21 protein-coding genes are annotated in these 26,197 nt (G+C 42.9%); 18 read left to right on the forward strand and 3 right to left on the reverse strand.

From position 1 onward, the window contains the following. Window positions 1–147 precede the first annotated feature (147 nt). A complete protein-coding gene (purU, locus tag AC19MV_RS14025; RefSeq protein ID WP_432401493.1) occupies window positions 148–1,017 on the forward strand; it encodes a formyltetrahydrofolate deformylase in 870 nt (289 codons plus the stop codon). A 218-nt stretch (window positions 1,018–1,235) separates the two neighbouring features. Continuing rightward, window positions 1,236–3,137 carry an HD domain-containing phosphohydrolase gene (locus tag AC19MV_RS14030; protein ID WP_498308302.1) on the forward strand — a complete coding sequence of 634 codons (1,902 nt, stop codon included), beginning with the start codon at window positions 1,236–1,238 and terminating at the stop codon, window positions 3,135–3,137. 108 nt (window positions 3,138–3,245) lie between these two features. Here the strand turns inward: AC19MV_RS14030 and dapD are convergent, their stop codons facing one another. The 3 genes from dapD to map all read right to left on the reverse strand — a co-directional run bounded on the left by dapD (window position 3,246) and on the right by map (window position 7,521). Beyond that, on the reverse strand, window positions 3,246–4,070 hold the full coding sequence (gene dapD / locus AC19MV_RS14035) for a 2,3,4,5-tetrahydropyridine-2,6-dicarboxylate N-succinyltransferase (protein ID WP_160053895.1): 825 nt from the start codon (window positions 4,068–4,070) through the stop codon (window positions 3,246–3,248). A 61-nt stretch (window positions 4,071–4,131) separates the two neighbouring features. After that, complete coding sequence (glnD, locus tag AC19MV_RS14040) at window positions 4,132–6,705, reverse strand: bifunctional uridylyltransferase/uridylyl-removing protein GlnD (protein ID WP_498308303.1); 2,574 nt, start codon at window positions 6,703–6,705, stop codon at window positions 4,132–4,134. Window positions 6,706–6,723: 18 nt separating this feature from the next. Then, complete coding sequence (map, locus tag AC19MV_RS14045; RefSeq protein WP_432401487.1) at window positions 6,724–7,521, reverse strand: type I methionyl aminopeptidase; 798 nt, start codon at window positions 7,519–7,521, stop codon at window positions 6,724–6,726. Window positions 7,522–7,893: 372 nt separating this feature from the next. On the opposite strand from map, the gene rpsB reads away from it, so the two are divergent. From rpsB to dnaE, 16 genes are all read left to right on the forward strand, one after another. Continuing rightward, the gene (rpsB, locus tag AC19MV_RS14050) at window positions 7,894–8,622 is read left to right on the forward strand and encodes a 30S ribosomal protein S2 (RefSeq protein ID WP_432401485.1); all 729 of its coding nucleotides are present in this window, start codon (window positions 7,894–7,896) and stop codon (window positions 8,620–8,622) included. Window positions 8,623–8,739: 117 nt separating this feature from the next. Beyond that, entirely contained in the window at window positions 8,740–9,591 is an 852-nt protein-coding gene (gene tsf / locus AC19MV_RS14055; RefSeq protein WP_498308305.1) for a translation elongation factor Ts, read from the forward strand. A 68-nt stretch (window positions 9,592–9,659) separates the two neighbouring features. Continuing rightward, window positions 9,660–10,397, forward strand: coding sequence for a UMP kinase (gene pyrH, locus AC19MV_RS14060; protein ID WP_432401481.1), 738 nt, complete (start codon window positions 9,660–9,662; stop codon window positions 10,395–10,397). A 134-nt stretch (window positions 10,398–10,531) separates the two neighbouring features. Next, the gene (gene frr, locus AC19MV_RS14065; protein WP_432401560.1) at window positions 10,532–11,074 is read left to right on the forward strand and encodes a ribosome recycling factor; all 543 of its coding nucleotides are present in this window, start codon (window positions 10,532–10,534) and stop codon (window positions 11,072–11,074) included. A gap of 81 nt (window positions 11,075–11,155) precedes the next feature. Beyond that, window positions 11,156–11,980, forward strand: coding sequence for a polyprenyl diphosphate synthase (uppS, locus tag AC19MV_RS14070; protein ID WP_432401479.1), 825 nt, complete (start codon window positions 11,156–11,158; stop codon window positions 11,978–11,980). Window positions 11,981–12,002: 22 nt separating this feature from the next. Further along, complete coding sequence (locus tag AC19MV_RS14075) at window positions 12,003–12,860, forward strand: phosphatidate cytidylyltransferase (RefSeq protein ID WP_498308307.1); 858 nt, start codon at window positions 12,003–12,005, stop codon at window positions 12,858–12,860. Between the two features lie 5 nt (window positions 12,861–12,865). Next, window positions 12,866–14,056 carry a 1-deoxy-D-xylulose-5-phosphate reductoisomerase gene (gene ispC / locus AC19MV_RS14080; RefSeq protein ID WP_432401558.1) on the forward strand — a complete coding sequence of 397 codons (1,191 nt, stop codon included), beginning with the start codon at window positions 12,866–12,868 and terminating at the stop codon, window positions 14,054–14,056. Window positions 14,057–14,068: 12 nt separating this feature from the next. Then, window positions 14,069–15,439, forward strand: a complete 1,371-nt coding sequence (rseP, locus tag AC19MV_RS14085) for a sigma E protease regulator RseP (RefSeq protein ID WP_498308341.1) — start codon at window positions 14,069–14,071, stop codon at window positions 15,437–15,439. A 31-nt stretch (window positions 15,440–15,470) separates the two neighbouring features. Next, window positions 15,471–17,954, forward strand: coding sequence for an outer membrane protein assembly factor BamA (gene bamA / locus AC19MV_RS14090; protein WP_498308308.1), 2,484 nt, complete (start codon window positions 15,471–15,473; stop codon window positions 17,952–17,954). A 64-nt stretch (window positions 17,955–18,018) separates the two neighbouring features. Then, the gene (locus AC19MV_RS14095; protein ID WP_160053907.1) at window positions 18,019–18,516 is read left to right on the forward strand and encodes an OmpH/Skp family outer membrane protein; all 498 of its coding nucleotides are present in this window, start codon (window positions 18,019–18,021) and stop codon (window positions 18,514–18,516) included. A 5-nt stretch (window positions 18,517–18,521) separates the two neighbouring features. Then, complete coding sequence (lpxD, locus tag AC19MV_RS14100) at window positions 18,522–19,547, forward strand: UDP-3-O-(3-hydroxymyristoyl)glucosamine N-acyltransferase (protein ID WP_498308310.1); 1,026 nt, start codon at window positions 18,522–18,524, stop codon at window positions 19,545–19,547. A 30-nt stretch (window positions 19,548–19,577) separates the two neighbouring features. After that, window positions 19,578–20,039: a 3-hydroxyacyl-ACP dehydratase FabZ gene (gene fabZ, locus AC19MV_RS14105; protein WP_432401470.1), complete on the forward strand. Its 462-nt coding sequence runs from the start codon at window positions 19,578–19,580 to the stop codon at window positions 20,037–20,039. Next, window positions 20,036–20,806 carry an acyl-ACP--UDP-N-acetylglucosamine O-acyltransferase gene (gene lpxA / locus AC19MV_RS14110; RefSeq protein WP_432401468.1) on the forward strand — a complete coding sequence of 257 codons (771 nt, stop codon included), beginning with the start codon at window positions 20,036–20,038 and terminating at the stop codon, window positions 20,804–20,806. The genes fabZ and lpxA overlap by 4 nt, the downstream gene beginning before the upstream one ends. Window positions 20,807–20,814: 8 nt before the next feature. Further along, the gene (lpxB, locus tag AC19MV_RS14115) at window positions 20,815–21,963 is read left to right on the forward strand and encodes a lipid-A-disaccharide synthase (RefSeq protein ID WP_432401466.1); all 1,149 of its coding nucleotides are present in this window, start codon (window positions 20,815–20,817) and stop codon (window positions 21,961–21,963) included. A gap of 5 nt (window positions 21,964–21,968) precedes the next feature. Further along, complete coding sequence (rnhB, locus tag AC19MV_RS14120; protein WP_498308312.1) at window positions 21,969–22,610, forward strand: ribonuclease HII; 642 nt, start codon at window positions 21,969–21,971, stop codon at window positions 22,608–22,610. Window positions 22,611–22,713: 103 nt separating this feature from the next. Beyond that, complete coding sequence (dnaE, locus tag AC19MV_RS14125; protein ID WP_498308314.1) at window positions 22,714–26,190, forward strand: DNA polymerase III subunit alpha; 3,477 nt, start codon at window positions 22,714–22,716, stop codon at window positions 26,188–26,190. Window positions 26,191–26,197: the final 7 nt, after the last annotated feature.

Genomic DNA, 26,197 nt, shown 5'->3' on the forward strand with positions numbered 1-26,197 from the left:
GTTCTTTCATGATTGCGTAGCAAATGGTGTCAAAATGCGCTTTTTTGAGTCTTTATGAGAATTTATCATTAAAAAACCTCCCCAAAGATGCATATTCAGTGGCAAACTGACAAGGTTAATCTTAATCGCAATACGGGAGCAGTAAGCGTGAGTCATCAATTAAATAAAACCAGTCCAACCGAATTACAGCGTAAAGTCTTAATTACTGACTGTGCCGATGCGAAAGGGTTAATCGCAAAAATTACTCATGTGTGTTTTGCCAATCAGCTCAATATCATTAAAAACACTGAGTTTGTCGATCATGCTCAAGGGCGTTTTTTTATGCGTGCAGAGCTTGAAGGCCATTTCGATGATGAGCGTTTGTTATCTGAATTACGCGCGGTGTTACCAGCGCAAAACCACATGAAGCTGGTGGAAATGTGTACCAAACGCATTGTGATTATGGTGACAAAAGAAGCGCATTGCTTAGGCGATATTTTAATGAAGTCTTATTATGGCGGCTTAGATGTTGAGATAGCCGCAGTGGTTGGCAATTATGATGTATTACAACCATTGACTGAAAAATTCGATATTCCATTTCACTATGTCAGTCATGAAGGATTAAACCGTCAAGAACATGAGCAAGCGATGCTCAAGGTCATTAAACCTTACGATCCTGATTTTGTTGTCCTGGCTAAATACATGCGTGTATTGACCCCTGAGTTTGTCACTGCGTTTGCGGATAAAATCATTAATATTCATCATTCATTTTTACCCGCATTTATTGGTGCATCGCCGTATAAACAAGCGTGGGATCGTGGGGTTAAAATTATTGGTGCGACTGCGCATTTCGTTAATAATCATCTGGACGAAGGGCCGATTATTAAGCAGGATGTTATTTCAGTTGATCACAGTTATAGCGCTGAAGAGCTTGCACATAATGGCCGCGATGTAGAAAAAAGCGTACTCAGTAAAGCATTGCAATTAGTGCTAAATGAACAAGTTGTGGTGTACGGCAACAAAACCGTCGTTTTTTAGTATTTGAGTCGGCATCACTTATTAATGCAGATTGGTATTAAGCGCAGTTTTAGCACTACATTCGGCTTTAGTTATGCCGTATTACAGCCGATAGACTTCATGTGCTATGGTTAATCTATTGATTGAAATAAGATCAATTGTTCAAGTCTATTCGTAGATTAGTGTCTATCCAATCTTAAAATAGTCCTGTAATTTACTATTCTTTAATAGGGTGATCGATGTTACAAAAAGCTGATTTTTTCTTAAAGCCGTCTGAAGTCCCTAAAAGTGCGAAATTGTGCTGGGGGATTTTGAACGATCGTCTTGAGCTCATTAAGTTGAGTGAGCCGCTCTATAAATTAGCGAAAAAACCGATTTCAGCCATATTAAAGCAACCAATATTAAATGCTTTTCCGACGTTACCACTCGACGGTATTGATTTCAGTGAACGTCAAAACAGCCATGTGATTAATTTTGTCGATGAAAAAGGCCATGCGCTTCAAGCAAGGCTCACCGCCATAGAAGAAAGCGGCGAGCATTGGTGTATTTCAATTATTGAGATTGAATTGGATAAAGCCTGGCTAAATGAGCTTCATCCTGATTATCATCAAGCTATTCAGTCTAGTGATGACTGGCTTGAGCAAATCGAAGAAGTGATTAATGCGAGTGGCGATTTAGTCTTTGTTACGGCAATAAAACAAGGTTTATCATTAACTAAATCCAAAGTCGGTTATGTTCATCTTTTTAATGAAAAATCGAATCAAATAGTTAAAACGGCTTGGAATGATGAAGTCAGTGACTACTTTGCTATCCCTAAGCAACAAACATATAAAGCTGATTCTGGTGTTTGGGCCGAAACGATTAAAACCCGCAAACCTGTTATTCATAACGATTTAACCGATCTAATTGCCAATAAAAGTCAAAAAGACGGCTTTTTTGCCTTTAAAAACCACCTTTGTATTCCTATTCATTACCGTAAAAGGCTGGTCGGAATTATTGGCGTAGGTAATCGAGATAATCCTTATACCCAAGTTGATGCAAAATCATTAACTATTTTTGCTACCATTTTATGGCATAGCGTAGAGCTGCCTCGTACGATGAAAGCAGTGTCCCACCAATCGAGCATTATTAAAGCGCAAAAAGAGAAAATGACCTTAATATTGGTCCAATTGATTGGAGCAATATCGGAAGCGCTGGAGCTCAAAGATGCTTATACCGCAGGCCATCAAAAGTCAGTGGCGCAGTTAAGCTATTTAATGGGCGAAAAAATGGGCTTGTCGCCTGAGTGCCTTGAGGGACTTAAATTGGGGGCGTTGATCCACGATATCGGCAAACTGGCATTACCCAGTCAAATTTTATCAAAACCATCACGGTTAACTGAAGCTGAGTTTGCCATGGTTAAAGAGCATCCTGAGCAAGGTGCATTGATCATTGATGAGGTGGAGTTTCCGTGGCCCATTAAACAAATGATTTTACAACACCATGAGCGCTTAGACGGCTCAGGTTACCCCAAAGGTCTCAAAGGCAAAGACATCATACTAGAAGCTAAAATTATTGCGGTAGCTGATATTGCCGATTCAATCTTAAGCCATAGACCATATCGTCCTTCTTTAGGCATGGATGTGTTAACACAAGAGTTAATGCGAGGTCGCGGTATACAATATGACGCAGGTGTTGTTGACGCTTGCTTAGAAATTTTAGCGGTAGAAGACTTTAAAGAAGAAGAGTATGTGTCGAGTTTAACATTGGCACCTGTCGTATTTTTAGAGGAATATCATACCTTAGAGCACGCTGAAGCCATGATGAAAAAGGCTAAGATGGGTGTGGCAGTCGTGCTCTCAGAAAAAGAACGTAAGCCGATTGGTGTCGTCGATAATCAAATTTTAGCATTTTGGCACAGTCCATTCATTGATACCGCTGCAGAACGTGCGGCGGATAGAAGTTTACTTAATAAGCGTGCTCACCAAATTATGCAGCATAAGATGAATATGATTAGCGATCATACTATTTTAAATGATGCTAAATTAACCCTAGAAAAATCTAACGCGGCGTATCTTTTGGTGCAAAATGATAAAGAACAGGTGATTGGAATGCTAACATGGCAGATTTTAGCCAATGCGATCCTTAAAAAAACTCAGTAATACCATTCCTCGTTTATAAGTGAGCCATCACTTATTAACGCACAAGGGAATAATAAAAAAGGCGCTTAGCGCCTTTTTTATTATTAATCTATTCACCGAGAAAGGTGATTAGTCAACGATACGCAGTAGCTCGTTAATACCTACTTTACCGCGAGTTTTGGCGTCCACTTTTTTAACGATAATGGCAGCATATAAACTGTATTTACCGCAAGCAGATGGCAAGTTGCCAGAGACCACAACAGAACCCGCTGGAACACGACCGTAATGCACTTCACCGGTTTCACGGTCAAAAATACGTGTGCTTTGGCCAATGTAAACGCCCATTGAGATAACGCTGCCTTCTTCAACAACAACACCTTCAACGATTTCGCTGCGTGCGCCAATAAAGCAGTTGTCTTCAATAATGGTTGGGCCGGCTTGTAATGGCTCTAATACACCGCCAATACCTACACCACCAGAGAGATGTACGTTTTTACCAATCTGTGCGCATGAGCCTACTGTAGCCCACGTATCAACCATGGTGCCTTCATCAACATATGCACCTAGGTTAACGTAAGATGGCATTAATACGGTGTTTTTACCGATAAATGAGCCTTTACGTACAGTTGCAGGTGGCACGACACGAATGCCTTCTGCTTTGAAACGAGCTTCGTCGTAATCAGCAAATTTTTGCGGTACTTTATCAAAGTATTTTGTGTCGCCACCGTCAATCACGCCATTATCAAAAATACGGAAAGACAGCAAAACTGCTTTTTTAAGCCATTGATGAACATGCCATTCACCGTCAATTTTCTCAGCAACACGTGCTTCGCCTTTGTCTAGCATGTTGATTACAGTTTCAACATCAGCACGTACACTTGCGTCGACACTCGAAGGTGAAATGTCTTGGCGTGTTTCGAATGCTGCTTCAATGCGTTGGCGTAAAGCCTCCATTGTTTTCTCCCAGTAGGTAATGATTAGCTCAAAATTAGCATAAACATTGAGTTTTAAAAAATTAGTTAGTGGATTTCAGTGCCAATATTAGTGCATCTGATAATTGTCGTTGTTGCTGCTCGTCTAATGCCGCGCCGCTTTGGGTCTGCAAAATAAAGAAATCCTCTGCGCGTTCGCCAATCGTGGTAATTTTGGCCGCTAATAAGGTGACGTCACAGCGATAAAAAGTGTCGCCGACTTTGGCTAACAGGCCTGGCGTGTCCAAGGTGATTAATTCCATCATACTTGTACCATGGCGAGCACTGGGTAAGAAACTCACATGAGTGGCAACATTAAAAGGTTTCATGATCCGCGCCAGTTTTCTGAACTTTGGTAGCTTCGGATTTTCACTGGCTAAGGCTTTTTCAAGTGCTTTACGAATACTTTGAATGCGCGATAACTGCAAAATGGGCTCGCCATCTTGTTCTAAAATAACAAAGGTGTCGAGCGCATAGTTGTCTTTTGACGTCATAATGTTGGCGTCATGAACGTTGATATTTTTATTGTCTAATACGGTCATTACCGTCGCGAACAATTTAGGCTTGTCTTTACTGTAAATAAACAGTTCTGTGCCGCCTCGCGTGGTGTGTTTAGACATTAATACCAATGGTTCATCACGATTGTGCTTTAAGATAGCTTCTGCATGCCAGGCCACTTGATTGGGCTGGTGGCGAATAAAATAGTCAGACTTAAAACGTGACCACAAGGTGTCCATGTCTTTTTCTTTTATGCCACGTCTTATTAATTCTTTCTTTGCTTTAGCTTGTATTTCTTTTACACGCGCTTTGACATCAACAGGCTTTTCTTTGCCGCGCGCTAATACGCGTTGAGTCGAGAAGTACAGATCGCGCAGTAATGAACCTTTCCAGTTATTCCAGGTTTTTTCATTTGTGGCACAAATGTCTGCGACGGTAAGGCAATATAAATAACTGAGATGAATCGCATCGCGCACTTTTTCTGCAAATTCGGCAACCACTTCAGGATCGGAAATATCACGGCGTTGCGCGGTCACCGACATGACTAAATGGTTTTCAACTAACCACGCGACTAATCGACCATCATGATCGTTCATGCCATGTAACTTGCAAAAGTCGATGGCATCTTTTGAACCTAATTTACTGTGATCGCCGCCCCGACCTTTGGCAATATCATGAAATATTGCCCCTAGCACCAATAAGCCTTTTTTCGGTAATTGATTAATTAAAATCGCGCCTAAAGGAAATTCATCTTTTTGCTCGGATTGTGAGAAACGCTCTATATTGAGTAATAATCGGTGAGTGTGTTCATCAACGGTATAAGCATGGAATAAGTCAAACTGCATTTGACCTTCAATTTTGCGCCAGGCGGGTAAATATGAAGATAAAATACCGTGCTTGTGCATAAACGATAATGCTTCAATACCCCGAGGGTGCTTAAGGATTTCCATGAGCACTTTGCGACAAGCGGGATTATCTTGTAACGGCGCGGTGAGTCCTCGACGAGCATTGCGCAATAAGCGTAGTGTCGGTGCGTAAATATCCTGAATATTAGAGTTTTTGGCTATCATTAAAAATAAGCGCAAAATTTCTTCATTAGCGCGAGTAAATAAGTCATCGTCTAATACTTCGATGTACCGTCCGCGACGTTGAAACATGCTATTTATCGGCTGAATCTCTAAAGCTTGCGTATGCCCAAGTGTGGCGCGTTTAAATAGCTGTAACAGCATTTGATTGAGCTCCATCACTCGGCGAACCGTGCGATAGTAGCGTTTCATCATTTGTTCAACGGCCAGTTGAGTCGCGTCCTCATAGCCGAGTAAGCTAGCAATTTGACGTTGTAAATCAAACAGTAGTCTGTTTTCATTGCGATTAGCTGTGATGTGCAGGGCGAAGCGAATTTCCCACAAAAAGTTTTGACACTCTAACAACTCTTCAAGTTCTGTTGGCGCAAGAAAGTCATGCTCAACGAGTTCTTCTAATGTTGCTGCATCAAAGTGGCGCATAGCAACCCATGCGATGGTTTGAATATCGCGCAGTCCACCTGGGCAGGTTTTAATATTGGGTTCTAAATCGAAGGCGCTGGCTCTGCTGTGCCGGTTAGTCTGTTCATCTTTTTTTGCGTTATAAAAATCATAAGATGGCCAAAAATCATCCTGGCGGATATGGTCATAAAGCAGATCAAATAAATATTCATTACCGGTTAGCAGTCTTGCCTCTATGAGATTAGTGGCAATGGTAATGTCCGCTTTACCTTGTTCAATGGTTTGCGCGATGGTGCGAACACTGTGACCAATTTCAAGCCCTGTATCCCAAAGGTAGGTAATGAACTGGCTGAGTTGGCTTTCTAATTCAGCTGAAAGTGGCTCATTGTTAACTAAAAACAATAAATCGATATCTGAATGGGGATGCAGTTCACCGCGGCCATAGCCACCTACCGCAACCAAGGCAAGTGCGTCAGAGTTTAACGCAAAGTCTTGCCATGCCTGGGTTAATAAAGAATCAACAAATTGACTGCGATGTTTAACAATATCAGCAATCGGATCTTTTGCTGTGTATTGCTCAACTAAGCGCTGGTTTAAGTCTATTAATGCATTTTTGGCGGCCAGCGCAGTATTCATTGATAACCTTATTTATTTTTAGTGGTTAATGATACGAGGGAAATCTTCCTCTTCGCGTAAAGTTAACACTTCTACGCCGGTTTCTGTCACCAATAAGGTGTGTTCCCACTGAGCAGAATTTTTACCATCAGAAGTGGTTACGGTCCAATTATCATTTTTATCCAGTACTGTCGTGTGACGACCGGCGTTGATCATTGGCTCGATAGTAAAACACATACCAGGCTTTAGAGTGGTTTTATCATTATTTTTGTAATGAACTACCTGTGGCTCTTCATGAAAGCCAGAACCAATTCCATGTCCACAATAATCTTGCACGATAGAATACTTATCAAGCCCTGTTTTGCTGGTTTTGATGAATTTTTCAATGGTTGTGCCAATTTCGCCTAATTTTAAACCAGGGCGAACCTTACGAATGGCCAAATATAAGCTTTCTTGGGCGATTCGGCTTAAGCGTTTATCTTTTGCTGACACTTCACCGATTAAAAACATTTTAGAGGTGTCGCCATGATAACCGTCTAGAATGACAGTAATATCAAGGTTAATCATATCGCCTTCTTTTAACACATAGCCTGAAGGGATACCGTGGCAAACCACTGCATTTACCGAAGTGCAAATAGACTTTGGAAAACCATGATAATTAAGCGGGGCAGAAATTGCGCCTTGCTCTTCGGTGTATTTTGCACAAATGTCGTTTAGCTCATCGGTGGTGACACCAGCCTTTACAAAAGGAGCAACCATTTCTAATACCTGAGCTGCTAACTTACCTGCTGCACGCATTTTTGCTATTTCGTCTGCATTTTTAATCACAATACTCATGAAAACTCTCTATCATTTGACGGTCAAAATTGGCTGGTTTTATCCAATCATTTTATGGCAAAAATTTGTATTTAGTTGCCGATTATGGTATAAAGCGCGCCGTTGTGTATAAGATCGTTGTTGTACGGTTCGAGTTAACTCGATGTCGGTTAATGTTATTAAACGCTTATTTATAGGCATTTTAAACAAATCATCACAAAGAGCTCGGCAAACCGTAAAATATGGCGGCTATTATACATGGCAATTAACTTAAATACTAAATCACACACGTATCGACACATTTTTCGGGGTGCTTTCTAATTCATATTGAATTAAGAGGGTCGAAAACATGGGATGCGTGGAGGTCTAACCCCTTACATTAAGGTATATACAATGACTACTGTTTCAATGCGCGACATGCTACAAGCTGGTGTTCACTTCGGTCACCAAACACGTTACTGGAACCCAAAGATGAAGCCTTTCATCTTCGGCGCTCGTAACGGTGTACACATCATCAACCTTGAGCACACTGTACCAATGTTCAACGAAGCTTTAGCTTTCATTAGCAACATCGCTTCTAAGAAAGGTAAAGTATTATTTGTTGGTACTAAGCGCGCTGCTGGCGAAGCTATCAAAGAATCTGCAATTTCTTGTGACCAGTACTATGTTGATCACCGCTGGTTAGGCGGTATGTTAACAAACTGGAAAACTGTTCGTCAGTCAATCAAGCGTCTTAAAGAGCTAGAAAGCCAGTCTGTAGACGGTACTTTCGACAAGCTTACTAAGAAAGAAGCGCTAATGCGTTCACGCGAATTAGACAAGTTAGAAAAGTCTTTAGGCGGAATCAAGAACATGGGCGGCTTACCTGACGTATTATTCGTTATCGGTGCTGACCATGAGCATATCGCTATTAAAGAAGCAAACAACCTAGGTATCCCAGTTGTTGCAGTTGTTGATACTAACTCTGCACCAGACGGTGTTAACTACATCGTTCCTGGTAACGACGACGCGATGCGTGCTATTCGTTTGTACACTTCATCTGTTGCTGCTGCTGCCAACTCTGGCCGTGGTCAAGATTTAGCTGTTCAAGCTGAGCAAGACGGTTTCGTAGAAGCTGTTTAATAAGGCGTGATGGTTACCATCTCCCTTATTTGCCAATAAGATAATTGGTGAACAGGGGCCTTTTGGCCCCTGTTTTATAAATGCAATATTAGACGAATTAAATTAGAGGATTTAACAATGGCAATTACTGCTGCCCAAGTTAAAGAACTTCGTGACCGCACTGGCGCTGGCATGATGGACTGTAAGAATGCACTGACTGAAACTGACGGTGACATCGAACTAGCGATTGATAACATGCGCAAAAGCGGCGCTGCGAAGGCTGCTAAAAAAGCAGGTAACATCGCTGCTGACGGTACAATTCTAATCAAGAACGGCGACGGTTTCGCTGCACTTTTAGAAGTTAACTGTCAAACTGACTTCGTTGCTAAAGATTCAAACTTCCTAGGTTTCGCTAATGCAGTGTTAGACGTAGCTGCAGCATCGAAAGTCACTATTGAAGATCTTAAAGCACAGTTTGAAGAAACTCGTGTTGCGCTAGTGACTAAAATCGGTGAAAACATCAACGTTCGTCGCGTTGAGTACATCGACGGTGCTAACTTAGCATCTTACCGTCACGGCGACCGTATCGGTGTTGTTGTTGCGGGCGAAGCTGACGAAGAAACCTTAAAGCACATCGCAATGCACGTTGCTGCTTCTAAGCCAGAATTCGTAAACCCTGAAGATGTGCCTGCTGAACTTGTAGAAAGAGAGCAAGCGCTTCAAATCGAAATCGCGATGAATGAAGGCAAGCCTGCTGAAATCGCTGAGAAGATGGTTGTTGGTCGTATGAAGAAGTTTACTGGTGAGATCTCTCTTACTGGTCAAGCTTATATCATGGAACCTAAGAAAACTGTTGGCGAAGTTCTTAAAGAGAAAAAAGCAACAGTGACTAACTTCATTCGTTTAGAAGTTGGCGAAGGTATCGAGAAGAAGGCAGAAGATTTTGCTGCTGAAGTAGCAGCGCAAATCGCTGCAACTAAAAAAGCGTAATCGCTTTTCTCTAAGTACCCTAAGACCGCAGCAACCGCTGCGGTCTTGTTATAATTAGGACGAAAATTATGAGCACCAATCCAAAACCAGCGTTTAGACGTATTCTGCTTAAATTAAGCGGTGAAGCTTTAATGGGTGAAGAAGGCTTCGGCATTGACCCAAAAGTACTTGATCGTATGGCACAAGAAGTAAAAGAGCTTGTTGAACTCGGCATTCAAGTTGGGGTGGTTATTGGTGGTGGTAATCTGTTCCGTGGAGAAGGCTTAGCAAAAGCTGGCATGAACCGCGTGGTGGGCGATCACATGGGTATGTTAGCAACCGTAATGAATGGTTTAGCCATGCGTGATGCGTTGCACCGTGCATATGTTAATGCTCGTCTTATGTCTGCCATTCCGCTTAAAGGCGTGTGTGACGATTACACCTGGACAGAAGCCATTAGCTTATTAAAATCTGGCCGCGTAGTGATTTTTGCTGCTGGTACAGGCAACCCATTTTGCACAACAGATTCTGCGGCTTGTTTGCGCGGTATCGAAATTGAAGCTGAAGTGGTACTCAAAGGGACAAAAGTAGATGGCGTTTACTCTGCTGACCCAATGAAAGATCCTGAAGCGGTTAAATATGATACGTTAACCTACGCTGAAGTCCTTGAATCAGAATTAAAAGTAATGGACCTTGCAGCATTTACAATGGCACGTGATCATAATATGCCTATTTTAGTGTTCAATATGAACAAGCCTGGCGCGCTTCGTCGCGTGATTATGGGTGAACAAGAAGGGACTGTTATTAGCAGTAAACTACCTGCTTAATCACAGATGTAAAAAATAGTGACACCAAATAAATTAACTGTTTGAGCTGTTTTATTGCTTGTGTCATTCTTAGACTAAAGCTCAGGCACACATGAATTTGTGACAAAAAGGAAATTATTGTGATTGATACAATTATGTTAGATGCGCAAGAGCGCATGGGTAAGTGCGTAGATGCAACTAAAAATCAAATGGCTAAGGTTCGTACCGGCCGTGCACACCCAAGTTTATTAGATTCTATTCAGGTTTCTTATTACGGTTCTATGGCACCACTTAAGCAAGTCGCTAACGTCGGTGTTGAAGATTCTCGTACATTAACGGTAACCGTTTTTGACCGTACTATGGTACAAGCCGTTGAGAAAGCGATTATGAGCTCTGATCTAGGTTTAAACCCTATGACAGCCGGTGCAACGTTGCGTATTCCATTACCATCATTAACCGAAGAGCGTCGTAAAGATTTCATTAAAGTGGTAAAAAACGAAGCGGAAAATGGCCGTATTGCCATTCGTAACGTTCGCCGTGATGCGATCAGTGAAGTTAAGAAGCTTGAGAAAGCTAAAGAATGTACTGAAGATGATGTGCGCCGCAGTGAAGACGAGGTGCAAAAGCAAACAGATTCATACATCAAAAATATCGATACCATTTTAGCGGCTAAAGAAAAAGAGTTGATGGAAGTATAATCTCTCAACTTAGACGCTAGAGTTAACACGCCGTGTAAGGGTATACTACACGGCGTTTGTTTTTATAAAGGATTGCCGTAGATGTCATCTACAGTTGAGTTTGAATCAGACCCTAATGCAGATCCGGAGGCTATGACCTCGCCATTACTGCCGGGACAATTATCTGATGTAGTTAAACAATCTCTGCCAAAGCATGTTGCAATTATTATGGATGGTAATGGTCGCTGGGCACAATTGCAGGGTAAAGCCCGTGTGTTTGGCCATAAAGCCGGTGTTAAAGCCGTTCGTCGTGCCGTTAGCACCGCAAGTCAGTTAGGGATTGAATCGTTAACGCTGTTCGCGTTTTCGAGTGAAAATTGGCGCAGACCTGATAAAGAAGTCAGTTTGTTAATGGAACTGTTTTTTACTGTGTTGCAGCGCGAGCTAAAATTGCTCGACAAAAATCAAGTAAGACTCAATATTATTGGCGATACCAGTCGCTTTTCAGCGCGTTTGCAAAAGCAAATTGCAGCAGCTCAAGAAAAAACGATGGCCAATACCGGGTTAATATTGAATGTAGCTGCTAACTACGGTGGCCGTTGGGATATCTTGCAAGCTGCACAAAAATTAGCCGAAAAGGTCGCAACTGGCGAAATCAACAGCAGTCAGATGACCGAAGATGCCCTAAATGAACATTTGTGCATGCAAAATCAGAGCGAAGTTGATTTAATGATCCGTACTGGCGGTGATTACCGCATTAGTAATTTTGTGTTATGGCAGGCTGCATATGCCGAATTGGTGTTTACTGACACCTTGTGGCCTGACTTTGATGAGCAAGCATTTCGAGATGCGCTTGCCATTTTTGCCAGTCGGCAGCGTCGTTTTGGTTTGACTGGGAGTCAAATCGAACAGATACGCGCAATATAAAAAATATTAAGAGGATTAGTTTTTGCTAAAACAACGAATAATAACAGCATTGTGGTTAATCCCAATTGTACTCGGGGCAATTTTTTTACTACCAGCAAACTTATTTGCTTGGGTATTGGTGCCAGTTTTTTTGATTGCAGCCAAAGAGTGGGGCAGTTTCATTGACCCTCAGTGCAATGCAACTCAATGGTCTTTTACCGCAACGTTAGGTTTTTTGCTGATAGCCCTTAATTTAACCGTACCAGTGGATGTGTTGTGGTTTAAAGGCCAACTACACCCAATGTACCTGGCAATCATTAGCATCGGTGTGTTTTGGTGGATTGTTAGCAGTATATTAGTCTTTAGCTTTCCTAAAAGTGCTAAGTTTTGGAAAACCAGCCCAATGTTAAAGTCTATGTTTGGACAACTAACATTAGTGCCGTGTTTTGCTTCATTGATTGCGCTTAAGTCATTAAGCAATAATGTTGACCCTTATTATGGCGGCGCATTAGTGTTTTTGGTGATGCTGGTCGTTTGGGCCACCGATACCGGAGCTTACTTTGCGGGTCGTAAACTAGGTAAACATAAGTTGATGCCTAGCGTTAGCCCTGCCAAAACCTTAGAAGGCTTAGCAGGTGGTTTGTTAACCACAATGATAGTCGTTGCAGGCGTAATGTATGTCGCACCAGAACAAGAACTTGGCTTGTTGGTTGTCGTGACGTTAGTCACTGCGTTAGCTTCAGCATTTGGTGATTTATCTGAAAGCATGTTTAAGCGTGCTGCCAACATCAAAGACTCGGGCACTATTTTACCAGGCCATGGTGGCATTTTAGATCGTATCGATAGCTTAACGGCCGCATTACCTGTGTTTACCTTTATCTATATTGCGATGTGGATGTAATGTCGATGCAAAATATGGTGATACTAGGAGCGACAGGCTCCATCGGGGCAAGCACTCTGAGCGTGATAGCAAATAATCCTGCCGAGTTCCATGTCTATGGCTTAGTTGCCAATGCCAGTGTTGATAAAATGCTAGCCCTGTGTGTTAAGTATCAACCGCAATATGCTCATATGGTTAATGAGGCCGCTGCTATGCAGCTTAAAGCTCAGTTGCCTTCGCATAGTATTACCCAAGTGACAACCGGTGCTGAGGCGCTGCATGCGTTAGTGACTGACAGTAAAACAGATACCGTGATGGCTGCCATTGTTGGTGCGGCCGGATTAGTGCCGACCTTTGATGCTGTTAAAGCGGGTAAGCGTGTATTGTTGGCCAACAAAGAAGCGTTGGTGATGTCTGGCGAATTATTTATGAACACCGCTAAGGCTTCAGGTGCAACAGTGCTGCCTGTCGACAGCGAGCATAACGCCATATTTCAATGTTTACCTCAGCAAGTACAAGACCAACTCGGTTACTGCGATCTTAATGGCAATGGTATTTCGCATATTTTGCTAACAGGATCGGGTGGGCCTTTTCTAAATACCGATTTAACCACCTTGAGCACCATGACACCGGCTCAGGCATGTAATCACCCTAATTGGTCTATGGGACCTAAAATTTCGGTCGATTCCGCTACCATGATGAATAAAGGCTTAGAGTTTATCGAGGCTCGCTGGTTGTTTAATACTCAAAAAGATCAGCTGAAAGTGGTTATTCATCCTCAGAGTGTGATTCACTCCATGGTGCAATATAGAGATGGTTCAGTGATTGCACAGATGGGAAATCCCGATATGCGCACTCCAATTGCTCATTGTATGAGCTATCCGCAAAGAATTCATGCTGGTGTTGAACCTTTAGACTTTTTCAAAGTCGGACAATTAAGCTTTTGTGAACCTGACTTTAGTCGTTTTCCTTGCTTACGTCTGGCGATGCAAGCTTGCGAACAAGGTCAAGAGTCAACGACAGTATTAAATGCGGCTAACGAAATTGCCGTCGATTCATTTTTAAAAGGTCAGATCCGTTTTACCGATATTGCTGATGTTAATCATCATTGTTTAGACTCAGTGCAACAAACACGCTTAGCCAGTATTGAAGATATTTTGCAGCTTGATGAGCAAGCGCGCAAAACGGCTAAATCGGTTATTAACGCACTTAATTAATTCAGGGAAATGATGATAGATTTTTTTTGGAGCCTTGGTTCATTTATCGTGGCATTGGGCATTTTAATTACCGCCCATGAATACGGTCATTTTTGGGTTGCCCGTCGTTGCGGTGTCAAAGTAGAGCGTTTCTCTATCGGCTTTGGCAAAGCGATTTGGCGCAAAGTGGGCCAAGACGGTACCGAGTATGTGGTCGCGATGATCCCATTGGGCGGTTATGTCAAAATGCTCGATGAGCGTGTAGAAGACGTACCAGCAGAATTGGTTGATCAAGCATTTAACCGCAAATCAGTATGGCAACGTATCGCGATTGTGTCAGCAGGCCCAATTGCCAATTTTATTTTTGCCATAGTTGCCTTGTATATTATGTACTTGATAGGCACACCATCGCTTAAGCCTGTTATCGATAGCACTAAATTAGACAGCCCTGCAGGGATTATTAATGTGGTTGAGCCGCAACAGATTCTCGCGGTATCAGGGCAAAAAGTTCGCACCTGGGAAGAAGTGAATTTAGCGTTAGTGGGGCATATTGGTGATGCAAGCATCGAATTAACCTTAACGCCCCTTGCCACATTATCGGGCATGGATATGCCAACGAAAACGGTGACATTAGATACTCGCGCCTGGGTTTTTGACCCAGAAAAAACGTCGCCTATTACTTCGTTAGGATTAGGTATATTTCGCCCAGGGATTGACCCTACCATTGCTTTAGTGTCGGCTGAGAGTGCTGCAGAACAAGCAGGGATAAAAGTCGGTGATAAATTATCATCAATTAATGGCAATCCTTACAGTGATTGGAAAGACTTTGTCGATGTGGTACAAACATCGGCAGACAAATCAATAAGCATGACATTGGTGCGAGACGGCCAAGTGATCAATGTTGATGTAACACCTAAAGCTCAGCAAAACCCAGATGGGAAAACCATTGGTATTGTTGGCATTAGCCCTACTCAAGCACCTTGGCCTGACAATATGCGCTTTGATCTTGAGTATGGCATAGTAGATTCTTTTATCGCTGCAACTGACAAAACATGGCAACTCGTTGTTGTTAGTTTCAAGATGATTGGAAAATTATTTACCGGCGATGTGTCGGTGAAAAACTTAAGTGGTCCTATCTCGATTGCACAAGGCGCAGGCGCCAGTGCAAGTTACGGTTTAGTGTACTTTCTTGGGTTTATCGCGCTCATCAGCGTTAACTTAGGCATCATTAATTTAATGCCTTTGCCAGTGCTTGATGGTGGACACTTGCTGTATTACTTTGTTGAAGTGATTACTGGTAAGCCTGTACCCGAAAAGGTTCAGGAAATAGGTTTCAGGTTTGGCGCAGCATTGCTGCTAATGTTGATGGGTGTCGCCCTATTCAACGATTTTGCCCGACTCTGAGCAAGGACAGACTAATAATTAGAAGTGCTCTATGAGATTGAATAAAATTTTTGCCTCGATGTTATTCGTCGGCGCGTCTTTTTCAGGGAATGGTTGGGCAGAGTCTTTCCAACCTTTTGAAGTGACCGACATTCAAGTAGAAGGTCTGCAACGAGTTGCTCTCGGTGCGGCGCTATTAAACTTACCTGTGAAAATAGGTGACACAATAGATGAAGTTAAATTACAGCAAGCAATTAAGAGCCTATATGGTTCAACTAATTTTGAAAACATCAGTATCAGTCATGAAAATGGCATATTGTATGTGGCCGTAAAAGAACGTCCAACCATCAGCGTTATCTCGTTTGAAGGTAACAAAGACATTAAAGACGAGCAGTTACAAGAAAGTCTTGATGGTTCTGGTGTGAAATCTGGCGAGTCGTTAGATAAAACCATGTTGTCAGGCATTGAAAAAGGCTTGCAAGATTTCTATTACGGCGTGGGTAAGTACGGCGCCAAAGTTGAAGCGCAAATTATTAACTTACCGCGTAACCGTGTTGAGCTTAAGTTTAAGTTTACCGAAGGTTTAGCGGCAGAAATTCGTCAAATAAACGTGGTAGGTAACACGGTATTTACTGACTCAGAGCTTATCAGCATGCTCGAGCTTAAAGACTATGTTGCATGGTGGGATTTATTCGGTGAGCGTCGCTATCAAAAGCAGAAGTTACAGGCCGATTTAGAAACCATTAAGACCTATTATCACAACCAAGGCTATATCCGCTTTGAAGTGACTTCAACGCAAGTTGCGATGACGCCAGACCGTAAAGGTTTGTACATCACAATCAACGTTAAAGAAGGCGAGAAATACAAAGTTAAAGAAGTTAACTTAGTCGGCGACTTAATGGGCCGCGAAGAGTTAATGACTTCAATTTTGCCAATTAAAGCGGGCAATATGTACAACGGTGCGGATGTGACATTCACCGAAGAAATGTACAGCAAATATTTAGGCCGCTTTGGTTATGCTTACCCAGAAGTGAAAACTTATCCTGAAATTGATGATGAAAACAAAGAAGTTGTATTAAACATCAATATTAAACCAGGTAAGCGTGTGTATGTTCGCTCCATCAATTTCACAGGTAACACTGTGACTAAAGATGAAGTCATGCGCCGTGAGTTACGTCAAATGGAAGGGGCTTGGTTAAACTCATCACAAATTGAGCAATCTAAAACTCGTCTTAACCGCCTAGGTTACTTCGAAACGGTAGAAACTGAGACGATTCAAGTGCCTGGCAGTGACGATCTTGTCGATGTAGCCGTTACAGTTAAAGAGCAGCCATCTGGCTCGTTCAACGCAGGTGTGGGATATGGTACTGAATCAGGCGTAAGCTTGCAGTTTGGGGTTGAACAAAATAACTTCCTTGGTACAGGTAACCAAGCTGGTTTCAGTGTCAATACTAACAAGTATTCAAAAAGTGCGAACTTGTCTTATACCGACCCATACTTTACTAAAGATGGCGTGAGTTTAGGTGGCAGTGTTTACTGGAATGAGTTTGACGCGAACCAGGCTAACCTTGAACGTTATAAGAATAAATCTTATGGCGTAGCGCTTAACTCTGGTTTCCCGATTAACGAATCTAACCGTTTAAATGGCGGTATTGGTTATCGTCATAACACGATTTCAGAAATTTCGTCTTATGAACAAGCTGTGCGTTTTTACAATATTTACCGTGAAAACGATGAAGTTGATGCTGATTTAAGTTTTGATAACTTTGAATTAACTGCGGGTTGGTACCGCAGCACGCTCAACCGTGGCACGTTCCCAACAGACGGTTCATCTCAGCGCTTAAGTGGTAAAATGACAGTGCCAGGGTCGGATTTACAATATTTCAAAACCGATTTTGACACTAACTACTATTTACCGTTAACTCGTCAGCATGGATTTGTGTTGTTAGCTCGCGCCCATTTAGGTTACGCGAACGGTTATGGCAGTTTTAAAGATAATGATCAAATTCTACCGTTTTGGGAAAATTACTACTCAGGTGGTTCAAGCTCATTACGTGGCTTTAAGTCTAACTCCGTAGGACCTCGTTCATTTTACTTATATCGTGGTAGTGAAGCCTGTTCACCAGATCCATCTGGAGAGGGTTGTAACTTGCCTGGCAACCTAGATACACTTTATGTGAGTGATGGAAACTCTATCGGCGGTAATGCTATTGCAACGGCGAGTATAGAAGTGATTGTGCCTACACCATTCTTAGATGAAGCTTACACAAACTCGGTACGTACCAGCTTCTTCTTAGACGCCGGTAACGTATGGGATACTGAGTTTGATTACGATGGCTATCGTTATTTGCCAGCCGATCAATTCTCGCAGTTAAGTGATTATAGTGACCCTGAACGTATTCGTGCGTCATGGGGTATGAGCGTACAGTGGCTATCACCAATGGGTCCGATGGTGTTTAGTTTAGCTTGGCCGATAAAAGAATATGAAGACGATGAAACAGAGATTTTCTCGTTCAATATTGGCAAAACGTTCTAAAACAAATACACTCGGCAGGTTTTGCTGATAACAACAAATTTAACAGGAGTCTACTTTGAAAAAGATGGTAAATCGCGCACTAGTAACATTGGCATTAATCGCTACGCCTATGCTCGCTCACGCAGAAAAAATTGCAGTGGTTGACATGGGTGAAGTGTTTGAGCAGTTGCCACAGCGCGAACAAATTTCTAAATCATTAAAAGCTGAGTTTGGTGATCGTGTTGCTGAAGTTCAAAAAATGCAGGAAGAAATGCGTTCTTTGGTAGAAAAGCAACAACGTGACGGCGCATTAATGAGCGACACACAAAAAACTGAACTAGTACGTAAAATGGATTCTTTAAAATCTGAATTCCAATTAAAAGGCAAAGCACTTGATGAAGACATGCGTCGTCGTCAAGGTGAAGAGCAAAATAAACTATTAGTTCAAGTTCAAAAAGCCATTAATACCATTGCTGGTAAAGAAAATTACGACCTAGTGTTACAACGTGGTGCGGTAATTTTTGTTAAGCCAGAAGCTGATATCAGCGGTAAAGTGGTTGAAGCCTTAAGTAAAGGCAAATAAGTAATATGCAAAAAGTGACTTTAAAAGAGCTTGGCCAGCAATTGGGCGCAACGGTTAAAGGCGATGCAACAGTGGAAATCACCAGTGTTGCGACTCTTGAAGATGCGGTCCAAGGCCAACTCTCTTTTTTAGCCAATAGTAAGTACCGTGCTCAGCTTGAGGCAACTCAAGCTAGCGCGGTATTGCTAAGCGAAAAAGACGCTGAGTTTTATCAAGGTAATGCGTTAATTATTAGCGACCCTTATGTGGCATTTGCACGTGTAGCACAGTTACTTGATACTACGCCAAAGCAAGTGTTAGGCATTCATCCATCAGCGCAAATTGACCCGTCAGCCATTATTGGTACTGGTGCTGCAATTGGGGCTAATGTGGTTATTGGTGCGCGGGCAATTCTAGGTGAGAACGTCCAAATTGGACCTGGCTGTGTTATCGGTGAAGACAGCATTATTGGTTCCGATTCTCGTCTCTGGGCTAACGTTACTGTGTATCACGATGTGCACATCGGACAACATTGTCTTGTGCAATCAGGTACAGTGATTGGTTCTGATGGTTTTGGTTACGCTAATGAGCGCGGAACCTGGATTAAGATCCCTCAAACTGGCGGAGTTCGTATTGGCAATCGGGTCGAAATTGGTGCCTGTACCAGTATCGATCGCGGCGCGTTATCTCATACTGAAATTCATGATGGTGTGATTATAGATAACCAAATTCAAATTGCTCATAACGTGATTGTTGGTCAAAATACTGCTATTGCAGGTAGCACGACAATTGCGGGTAGTACCGAGATTGGTAAATACTGTATTATCGGCGGTAATACTGCCATTGCAGGCCATTTAAGTATTGCTGATGGTGTCCATGTTTCAGGTGGCACTAACGTAACCAGTATTATCCGTGAGAAAGGCGTGTATTCTTCTGCGACGGTTGCAATGGAAAACAAGCTATGGCGTCGAAACACTGTTCGTTTCCGTCAATTAGATGAATTATTTAATCGAGTAAAACATCTCGAGAAAAGCACCAAAGGCGAAGAATAAACCCATTCAGCCTTGATTAAGGAATGTAGTGTGTCAAACCAATTAAACACCATGGATATTAAAGAGATCCTTAAATATCTACCTCATAGATATCCATTTTTGTTGATCGATCGTGTATTGGATTTTACCGTAGGCGAGCAATTGCATGCGATTAAAAACGTCACGATTAATGAGCCTTTCTTCCAAGGTCATTTCCCAATACAACCGGTTATGCCTGGCGTATTGATTTTAGAAGCTATGGCTCAAGCTACCGGTTTACTTGCATTTAAAACCATGAGTACAGAGCCTTCACCTGACGTATTGTATTATTTTGCAGGTATCGATAAAGCGCGTTTTAAACGTGTTGTTGAGCCGGGTGACCAAATACATTTCCACGTTAAAATGATTAAAGAACGCCGTGGTATTGGTGTGTTTGTTGGTGAAGCTCGTGTTGATGGTGAACTGGTTTGTTCTGCCGAAATCATGTGCGCACGTAGAGAGATTAAAAAGTGATAGATAAATTAGCGTTTGTTCATCCCAGTGCCAAAATTGGTCAAAATGTCACGATTGGCCCTTGGACGTATATTGGCGAAAATGTTGAGATTGGCGACGACACATGGATTAGTTCACATGTTGTGGTTAAAGGTCCAACTGTTATCGGCAAAGGTAACCGGATTTTCCAGTTCGCTTCAGTCGGTGAAGAATGCCAAGATAAAAAATATGCTGGCGAACAAACTCGGTTAATTATCGGCGACAATAATATTATTCGTGAGTCTGTCACCATTCATCGTGGTACGACGCAAGACAATCACGAAACCCGCATTGGGTCTAACTGTTTATTTATGGCCTATGTTCATATTGCTCACGACTGTGTTGTGGGAAACAATGTGATTATGGCTAACAATGCGTCAATCGCTGGCCATGTGCATGTAGGCGATTGGGTTATCCTTGGCGGCATGACTGGTGTACATCAATTTGTTCGCATTGGTAATCATGCATTTACTGCTGGTGCGTCACTGATTTTACAAGATGTTCCTCCATTTGTAATGGCTGCAGGTTCTCCCGCTGCACCACGCGGCTTAAACCTTGAAGGCTTAAAGCGCCGTGGCTTTACCAAAGAAAGCCAGCGAGCGATTTTAAATGCTTACAAAGCGGTATTCCGTAAGAGCTTAACCATTGAAGAAGCGAACGCAGAAGTCAGTGAATTGGCTGACAAAGATGACAATGTAAAAGCATTTATGGAATTCATTAACCAACCTGGTCGCGGCATTATTCGATAGAAGAAATGATGACTCAACGTTCTCAAAAAGTATTTGCCATTGTCGCCGGAGAAATCTCCGGCGATATTTTAGGTGCCGGCTTAGTAAAGTCGCTTAAGCAACGCCATCCAGATGCCCGTTTTATTGGTATTGGTGGTCCTCGTATGCAAGCCCTCGGGTTTGAAAGTCTTTTTTCCATGGAAGAACTTTCAGTCATGGGGCTTGTAGAGGTGTTATCGCGTTTACCAAGACTGCTTCATATCCGTTCAAGCTTGATAAAGCAAATAACCGAACTTGCACCAGATTGCTTTATCGGTATTGATGCACCTGATTTTAATATTGGCCTTGAGCTTAAGTTAAAAGCCAAAGGCATTAAAACGGTTCATTATGTCAGTCCATCCGTGTGGGCGTGGCGTCCAAAGCGTATCTTTAAAATAGCGAAGGCCACTAATATGGTGTTATCGCTATTGCCATTCGAAAAAGCCTTTTACGATAAGCATCAAGTCCCATGTACGTTTGTTGGCCATACCTTGGCTGACGATATTCCGATGCAAAGTGACAAATTAGCCGCACGTGCAGAGTTAGGTTTAGATGCTGCAGCAGAGTACCTCGCAGTATTGCCCGGTTCTCGTGGTGGCGAATTAGCACAACTGGCTGAACCTTTTGTTAAAGCGGCCTTGCTCGTTAAACAAGCCTATCCTGACATTAAGTTTGTGACGCCAATGGTGAATGAGGCGCGTAAGCAACAATTCAATGACGCGTTACAACAGTATGCACCTGATTTAGAAATTCATATTGTTGATGGTCACTCGCGTGAAGTCATGGCAGCAGCCGACTGTATTTTATTAGCATCAGGCACAGCTACATTAGAGGCCATGCTAGTTAAGCGTCCTATGGTAGTGGCCTATCGCGTCAGTCCAATCACGTATGCGATTGCGATCCGTATGATGCAAATAAAGAATTACTCATTACCTAATTTATTGGCAAATGAAACTATTGTGCCAGAGTTGATGCAAGCGAATTGCCAGCCGCAATTAATTGCAGATGCTGTGATTAACCAGCTTAACCAAGATTTTACGCCGCTTAATGCCCGATTCGAGCAATTGCATCAGCTACTTAAATGCAATGCCAGCGAGCGAGCAGCCGACGCTGTCGACGCACTACTGACAACAGGATAACCCTAATGATAACGCTTGATACTGTACCGGTAGTGATTAAAAATATCACCCCAGAACAAGTTGATTTGATATCGCAAGGAAGAGTTGCCGGTGTTGATGAAGTCGGCCGCGGACCGTTAGTGGGCGATGTGGTAACCGCGGCGGTGATTTTAGATCCGACCAAGCCCATTAGCGGATTAAACGATTCTAAAAAACTCAGCGAAAAGCGTCGCAATGCCTTATATCAAGAGATTATGGCAAACGCACTCAGTGTTAGCGTTGGCAGAGCCAGCCCTGCTGAAATCGATGAGTTGAATATTTTGCATGCCACGATGTTAGCCATGCAGCGAGCTGTCGCAGGGTTGAGCATCAAACCACAACGTGTGCTGGTTGATGGTAACCGTGTGCCTGATTTTGGTATTGCCAGCCATGCCGTGATTAAAGGTGATGGTTTAGTTGCTGCAATAAGCGCAGCTTCTATTATTGCTAAAGTGACCCGCGATGCTGAAATGGAAACCTTAGATAATCAATATCCTCAGTATGGTTTTGCTAAGCATAAAGGCTATCCCACCAAGGCGCATTTTGAAGCCTTAGCCTTACATGGCGTCTTAGCTGAACATCGTAAAAGTTTTAAACCCGTTGCTGAACGTATGTTGCTTCAAGACTAATAATCATTCCCTAGTTTTCATTGGCGAAACTAGGGAATTTTGATAGTCTAAATCCCGCTTTTTCGTGTTGTTTCATTCATCTTTTTCGAAGAATAATTAATCTATGTCCGATCCTCGTTTTGTTCATTTACGCGTCCACAGTGATTATTCAATGTCTGATGGCGTTGCTAAAGTTAAACCTATCATCGCGGCGGCTGAAAGTCAGGGCATGGCTGCAATAGCGTTAACCGATCAAAACAACTTTTGTGGTCTAGTTAAATTTTATGGTGCTTGTAACGGTGCAGGGATTAAACCCATTATTGGTGCCGATTTTTGGGTGCAAACACCGGGTTTTGAAAAAGAGTTTTGTGCGTTAACGATTATTGCCATGGACAACGAAGGTTATCAAAACCTGACCCAGCTCATCAGTGAAGCCTACTTACGTGGCCAAGTTAATGGTCGGGTAGTGATCGATCAAGACTGGCTGGTGAAGTATAATCGTGGCTTAATTATTATCTCTGGTGCTAAAGATGGCGATGTGGGTAAAGCCTTATTAAAGGGTAACCAAAACCAGGTCGACTCACTGATTGAATTTTATCAACAGCATTTTGCAGACCGCTATTATCTTGAGCTTATTCGAACCGGTCGAGCTCATGAAGAACGCTATTTACACATGGCGGTTGAGCTCGCATCAGAAAAAGATTTGCCTGTTGTTGCCACCAATCAAGTGGTGTTTTTAAAGCAAGATGATTTTGAAGCACATGAAATCCGCGTAGCCATTCACGATGGTTTTACTTTGGTTGATCCTCGTCGTCCTAAAACCTACAGTGACCAACAATACCTGCGCACAGAAGATGAAATGATAGCACTGTTTGCCGACATTCCGTCAGCCATTCAAAACAGTGTTGAAATAGCGAAACGCTGTAATGTCACCATTCGCTTAAATGAATACTTTTTACCGAATTTCCCGACCGGAGACTTATCCATTGAAGACTTCTTGGTTAATGTGTCACAAAAAGGCTTAGAAGAGCGTCTCGAATTTTTATTCCCAGACCCACAAGTTCGTGCCGAAAAACGCGGCGAATATGACGAACGCCTCGAAATTGAACTTAAAGTGATTAACCAAATGGGGTTCCCTGGTTACTTCCTTATTGTGATGGAGTTTATTCAATGGGGTAAAGACCAAGGCATTCCCGTCGGTCCAGGTCGTGGTTCTGGTGCTGGCTCATTAGTGGCATACGCACTTAAAATTACCGATTTAGACCCACTAGAATACGATTTACTGTTCGAGCGATTCTTGAACCCAGAACGTGTATCGATGCCCGACTTTGACGTCGACTTTTGTATGGACCGACGTGACGAGGTAATTGATCACGTTGCCGACCTGTATGGCCGCGAAGCGGTATCCCAGATAATTACCTTTGGTACTATGGCGGCAAAAGCGGTTGTGCGCGATGTTGGCCGTGTATTAGGTCATCCGTACGGCTTTGTTGAGCGCTTAACCAAGATGATCCCCGCAGAGCCAGGGATGACATTGGCAAAAGCCTTTGAAGTTGAACCTGCGTTGCCTGAAGCCTATGCCGGTGATGAAGATGTAAAAGAACTTATCGACATGTGTCGTCGCCTAGAAGGCGTAACCCGTAACGCGGGTAAGCATGCCGGTGGTGTGGTTATCGCACCGACTCGAATTACCGATTTTGCGCCTTTATATTGCGATGCAGAAGGCTTAAACCCCGTTACTCAGTTCGATAAAAATGACGTAGAAACTGCAGGTTTGGTTAAGTTCGACTTCTTGGGCTTACGTACCTTAACCATTATTGACTGGGCATTGCAGATGATCAATCCGCGCCAAGTCAAAGAAGGCAAAGAGCCAGTTCGCATAGAATCCATTCCACTTGCCGATCCTGCTTGTTTTAGATTACTGCAACGCTACGAAACCACCGCGGTATTCCAGCTTGAATCTCGCGGTATGAAAGACCTGATTAAACGTCTACAGCCTGACTGCTTTGAAGACATGATTGCACTTGTGGCTCTTTTCCGCCCAGGTCCTTTGCAGTCAGGCATGGTTGATAACTTTATCGAACGTAAGCACGGCCGTGAGGAAGTGTCATACCCCGATGCTGAATATCAGCATGAATCGCTAAGAGAATTATTGTCACCGACCTACGGCATTATCTTGTATCAAGAGCAGGTCATGCAGATTGCTCAGGTGTTGTCGGGTTACACCCTAGGCGGCGCGGATATGCTCCGTCGTGCAATGGGTAAGAAAAAGCCAGAAGAAATGGCCAAGCAGCGCGGTACCTTTAAAGAGGGCGCGATCAATAACGGCGTCGACGGCGAATTGTCGATGAAAATTTTCGACTTGGTTGAAAAGTTTGCCGGTTACGGTTTTAACAAATCGCATTCAGCAGCTTATGCACTGGTGTCGTACCAAACATTATGGCTTAAAACCCATTTCCCGTCGCAATTCATGGCAGCGGTAATGTCTGCCGACATGGACAACACCGACAAAATCGTCACCTTAGTTGATGAGTGTGAGCGCATGGGCTTGCCGTTAATTCCGCCCGACGTAAACAAAGGCTTATTCAAGTTTACGGTCGATGACGATCTTAATATTGTTTACGGTATCGGCGCGATTAAAGGCGTGGGCGAAGGCCCTGTCGATTCTATTTTAGAAGCCCGTAAAAATGGACCGTTTACCGACTTGTTCGATTTCTGTGCCCGTGTCGATTTAAAAAAGCTCAACAAACGCGTCATTGAAAAACTCATTTTAGCTGGGGCACTAGACACCCTAGGCCCGCATCGTGCCTCCATGATGGCGACCTTGCCCCAAGCCATTAGCGCCGCAGCGCAACATGCTAAAGCCGAAGCGATTGGTCAAAATGATATGTTTGGTTTACTCAATAGTGAGCCCGAAGACAGTAAGCAAAACTTTATTCAATGTACCCCATGGCCAGACAAAATTTGGCTGGAAGGCGAGCGTGAAACCTTAGGCTTGTATTTAACTGGGCACCCCATTAACCAGTATCTAAAAGAGCTTAAGCAATACACTAATGGCCGGTTAAAAGACATTCACCCAACTGAGCGCGGTAAAACCGTTAAAGCGGCGGGGTTAGTGGTGGCGACCCGAGTGATGATCACCAAACGTGGTTCAAAAATGGGCTTAGTCACGTTAGACGATAAAAGCGCGCGTTTAGAAATTATGTTATTTACCGAGCCGTTTGAAAAATTTGGTCATTTGCTTGAAAAAGATCGCATTCTCATTTGTGAAGGCGATGTCAGTTTTGATGACTTCTCTGGCGGTAATCGCATGAACGCCCGTAATGTTATCGAAATTGGCGAAGCTCGTAGTCACTTTGCTCGCGCAGTTGAAATTAATGTTCAAGGCAATGATGTTACCCCCGAATGGCTGGAAACGTTTGAGCAAACCTTAACGCCATGGCGTAATGGCGCAGTACCAGTGGTGATTAATTATGTTAAACCAGAAGCCAGCGGCAGAATTACCTTAGGCGATGAATGGCGGGTAAACCCGAGTGATGAGCTTATGTTATCGCTTGAAAGCATGCTTGGGTCTAATAACGTCAAAATCACCTTTAATTAGGCTAACA

The organism is Shewanella sp. MF05913, from assembly GCF_059758095.1.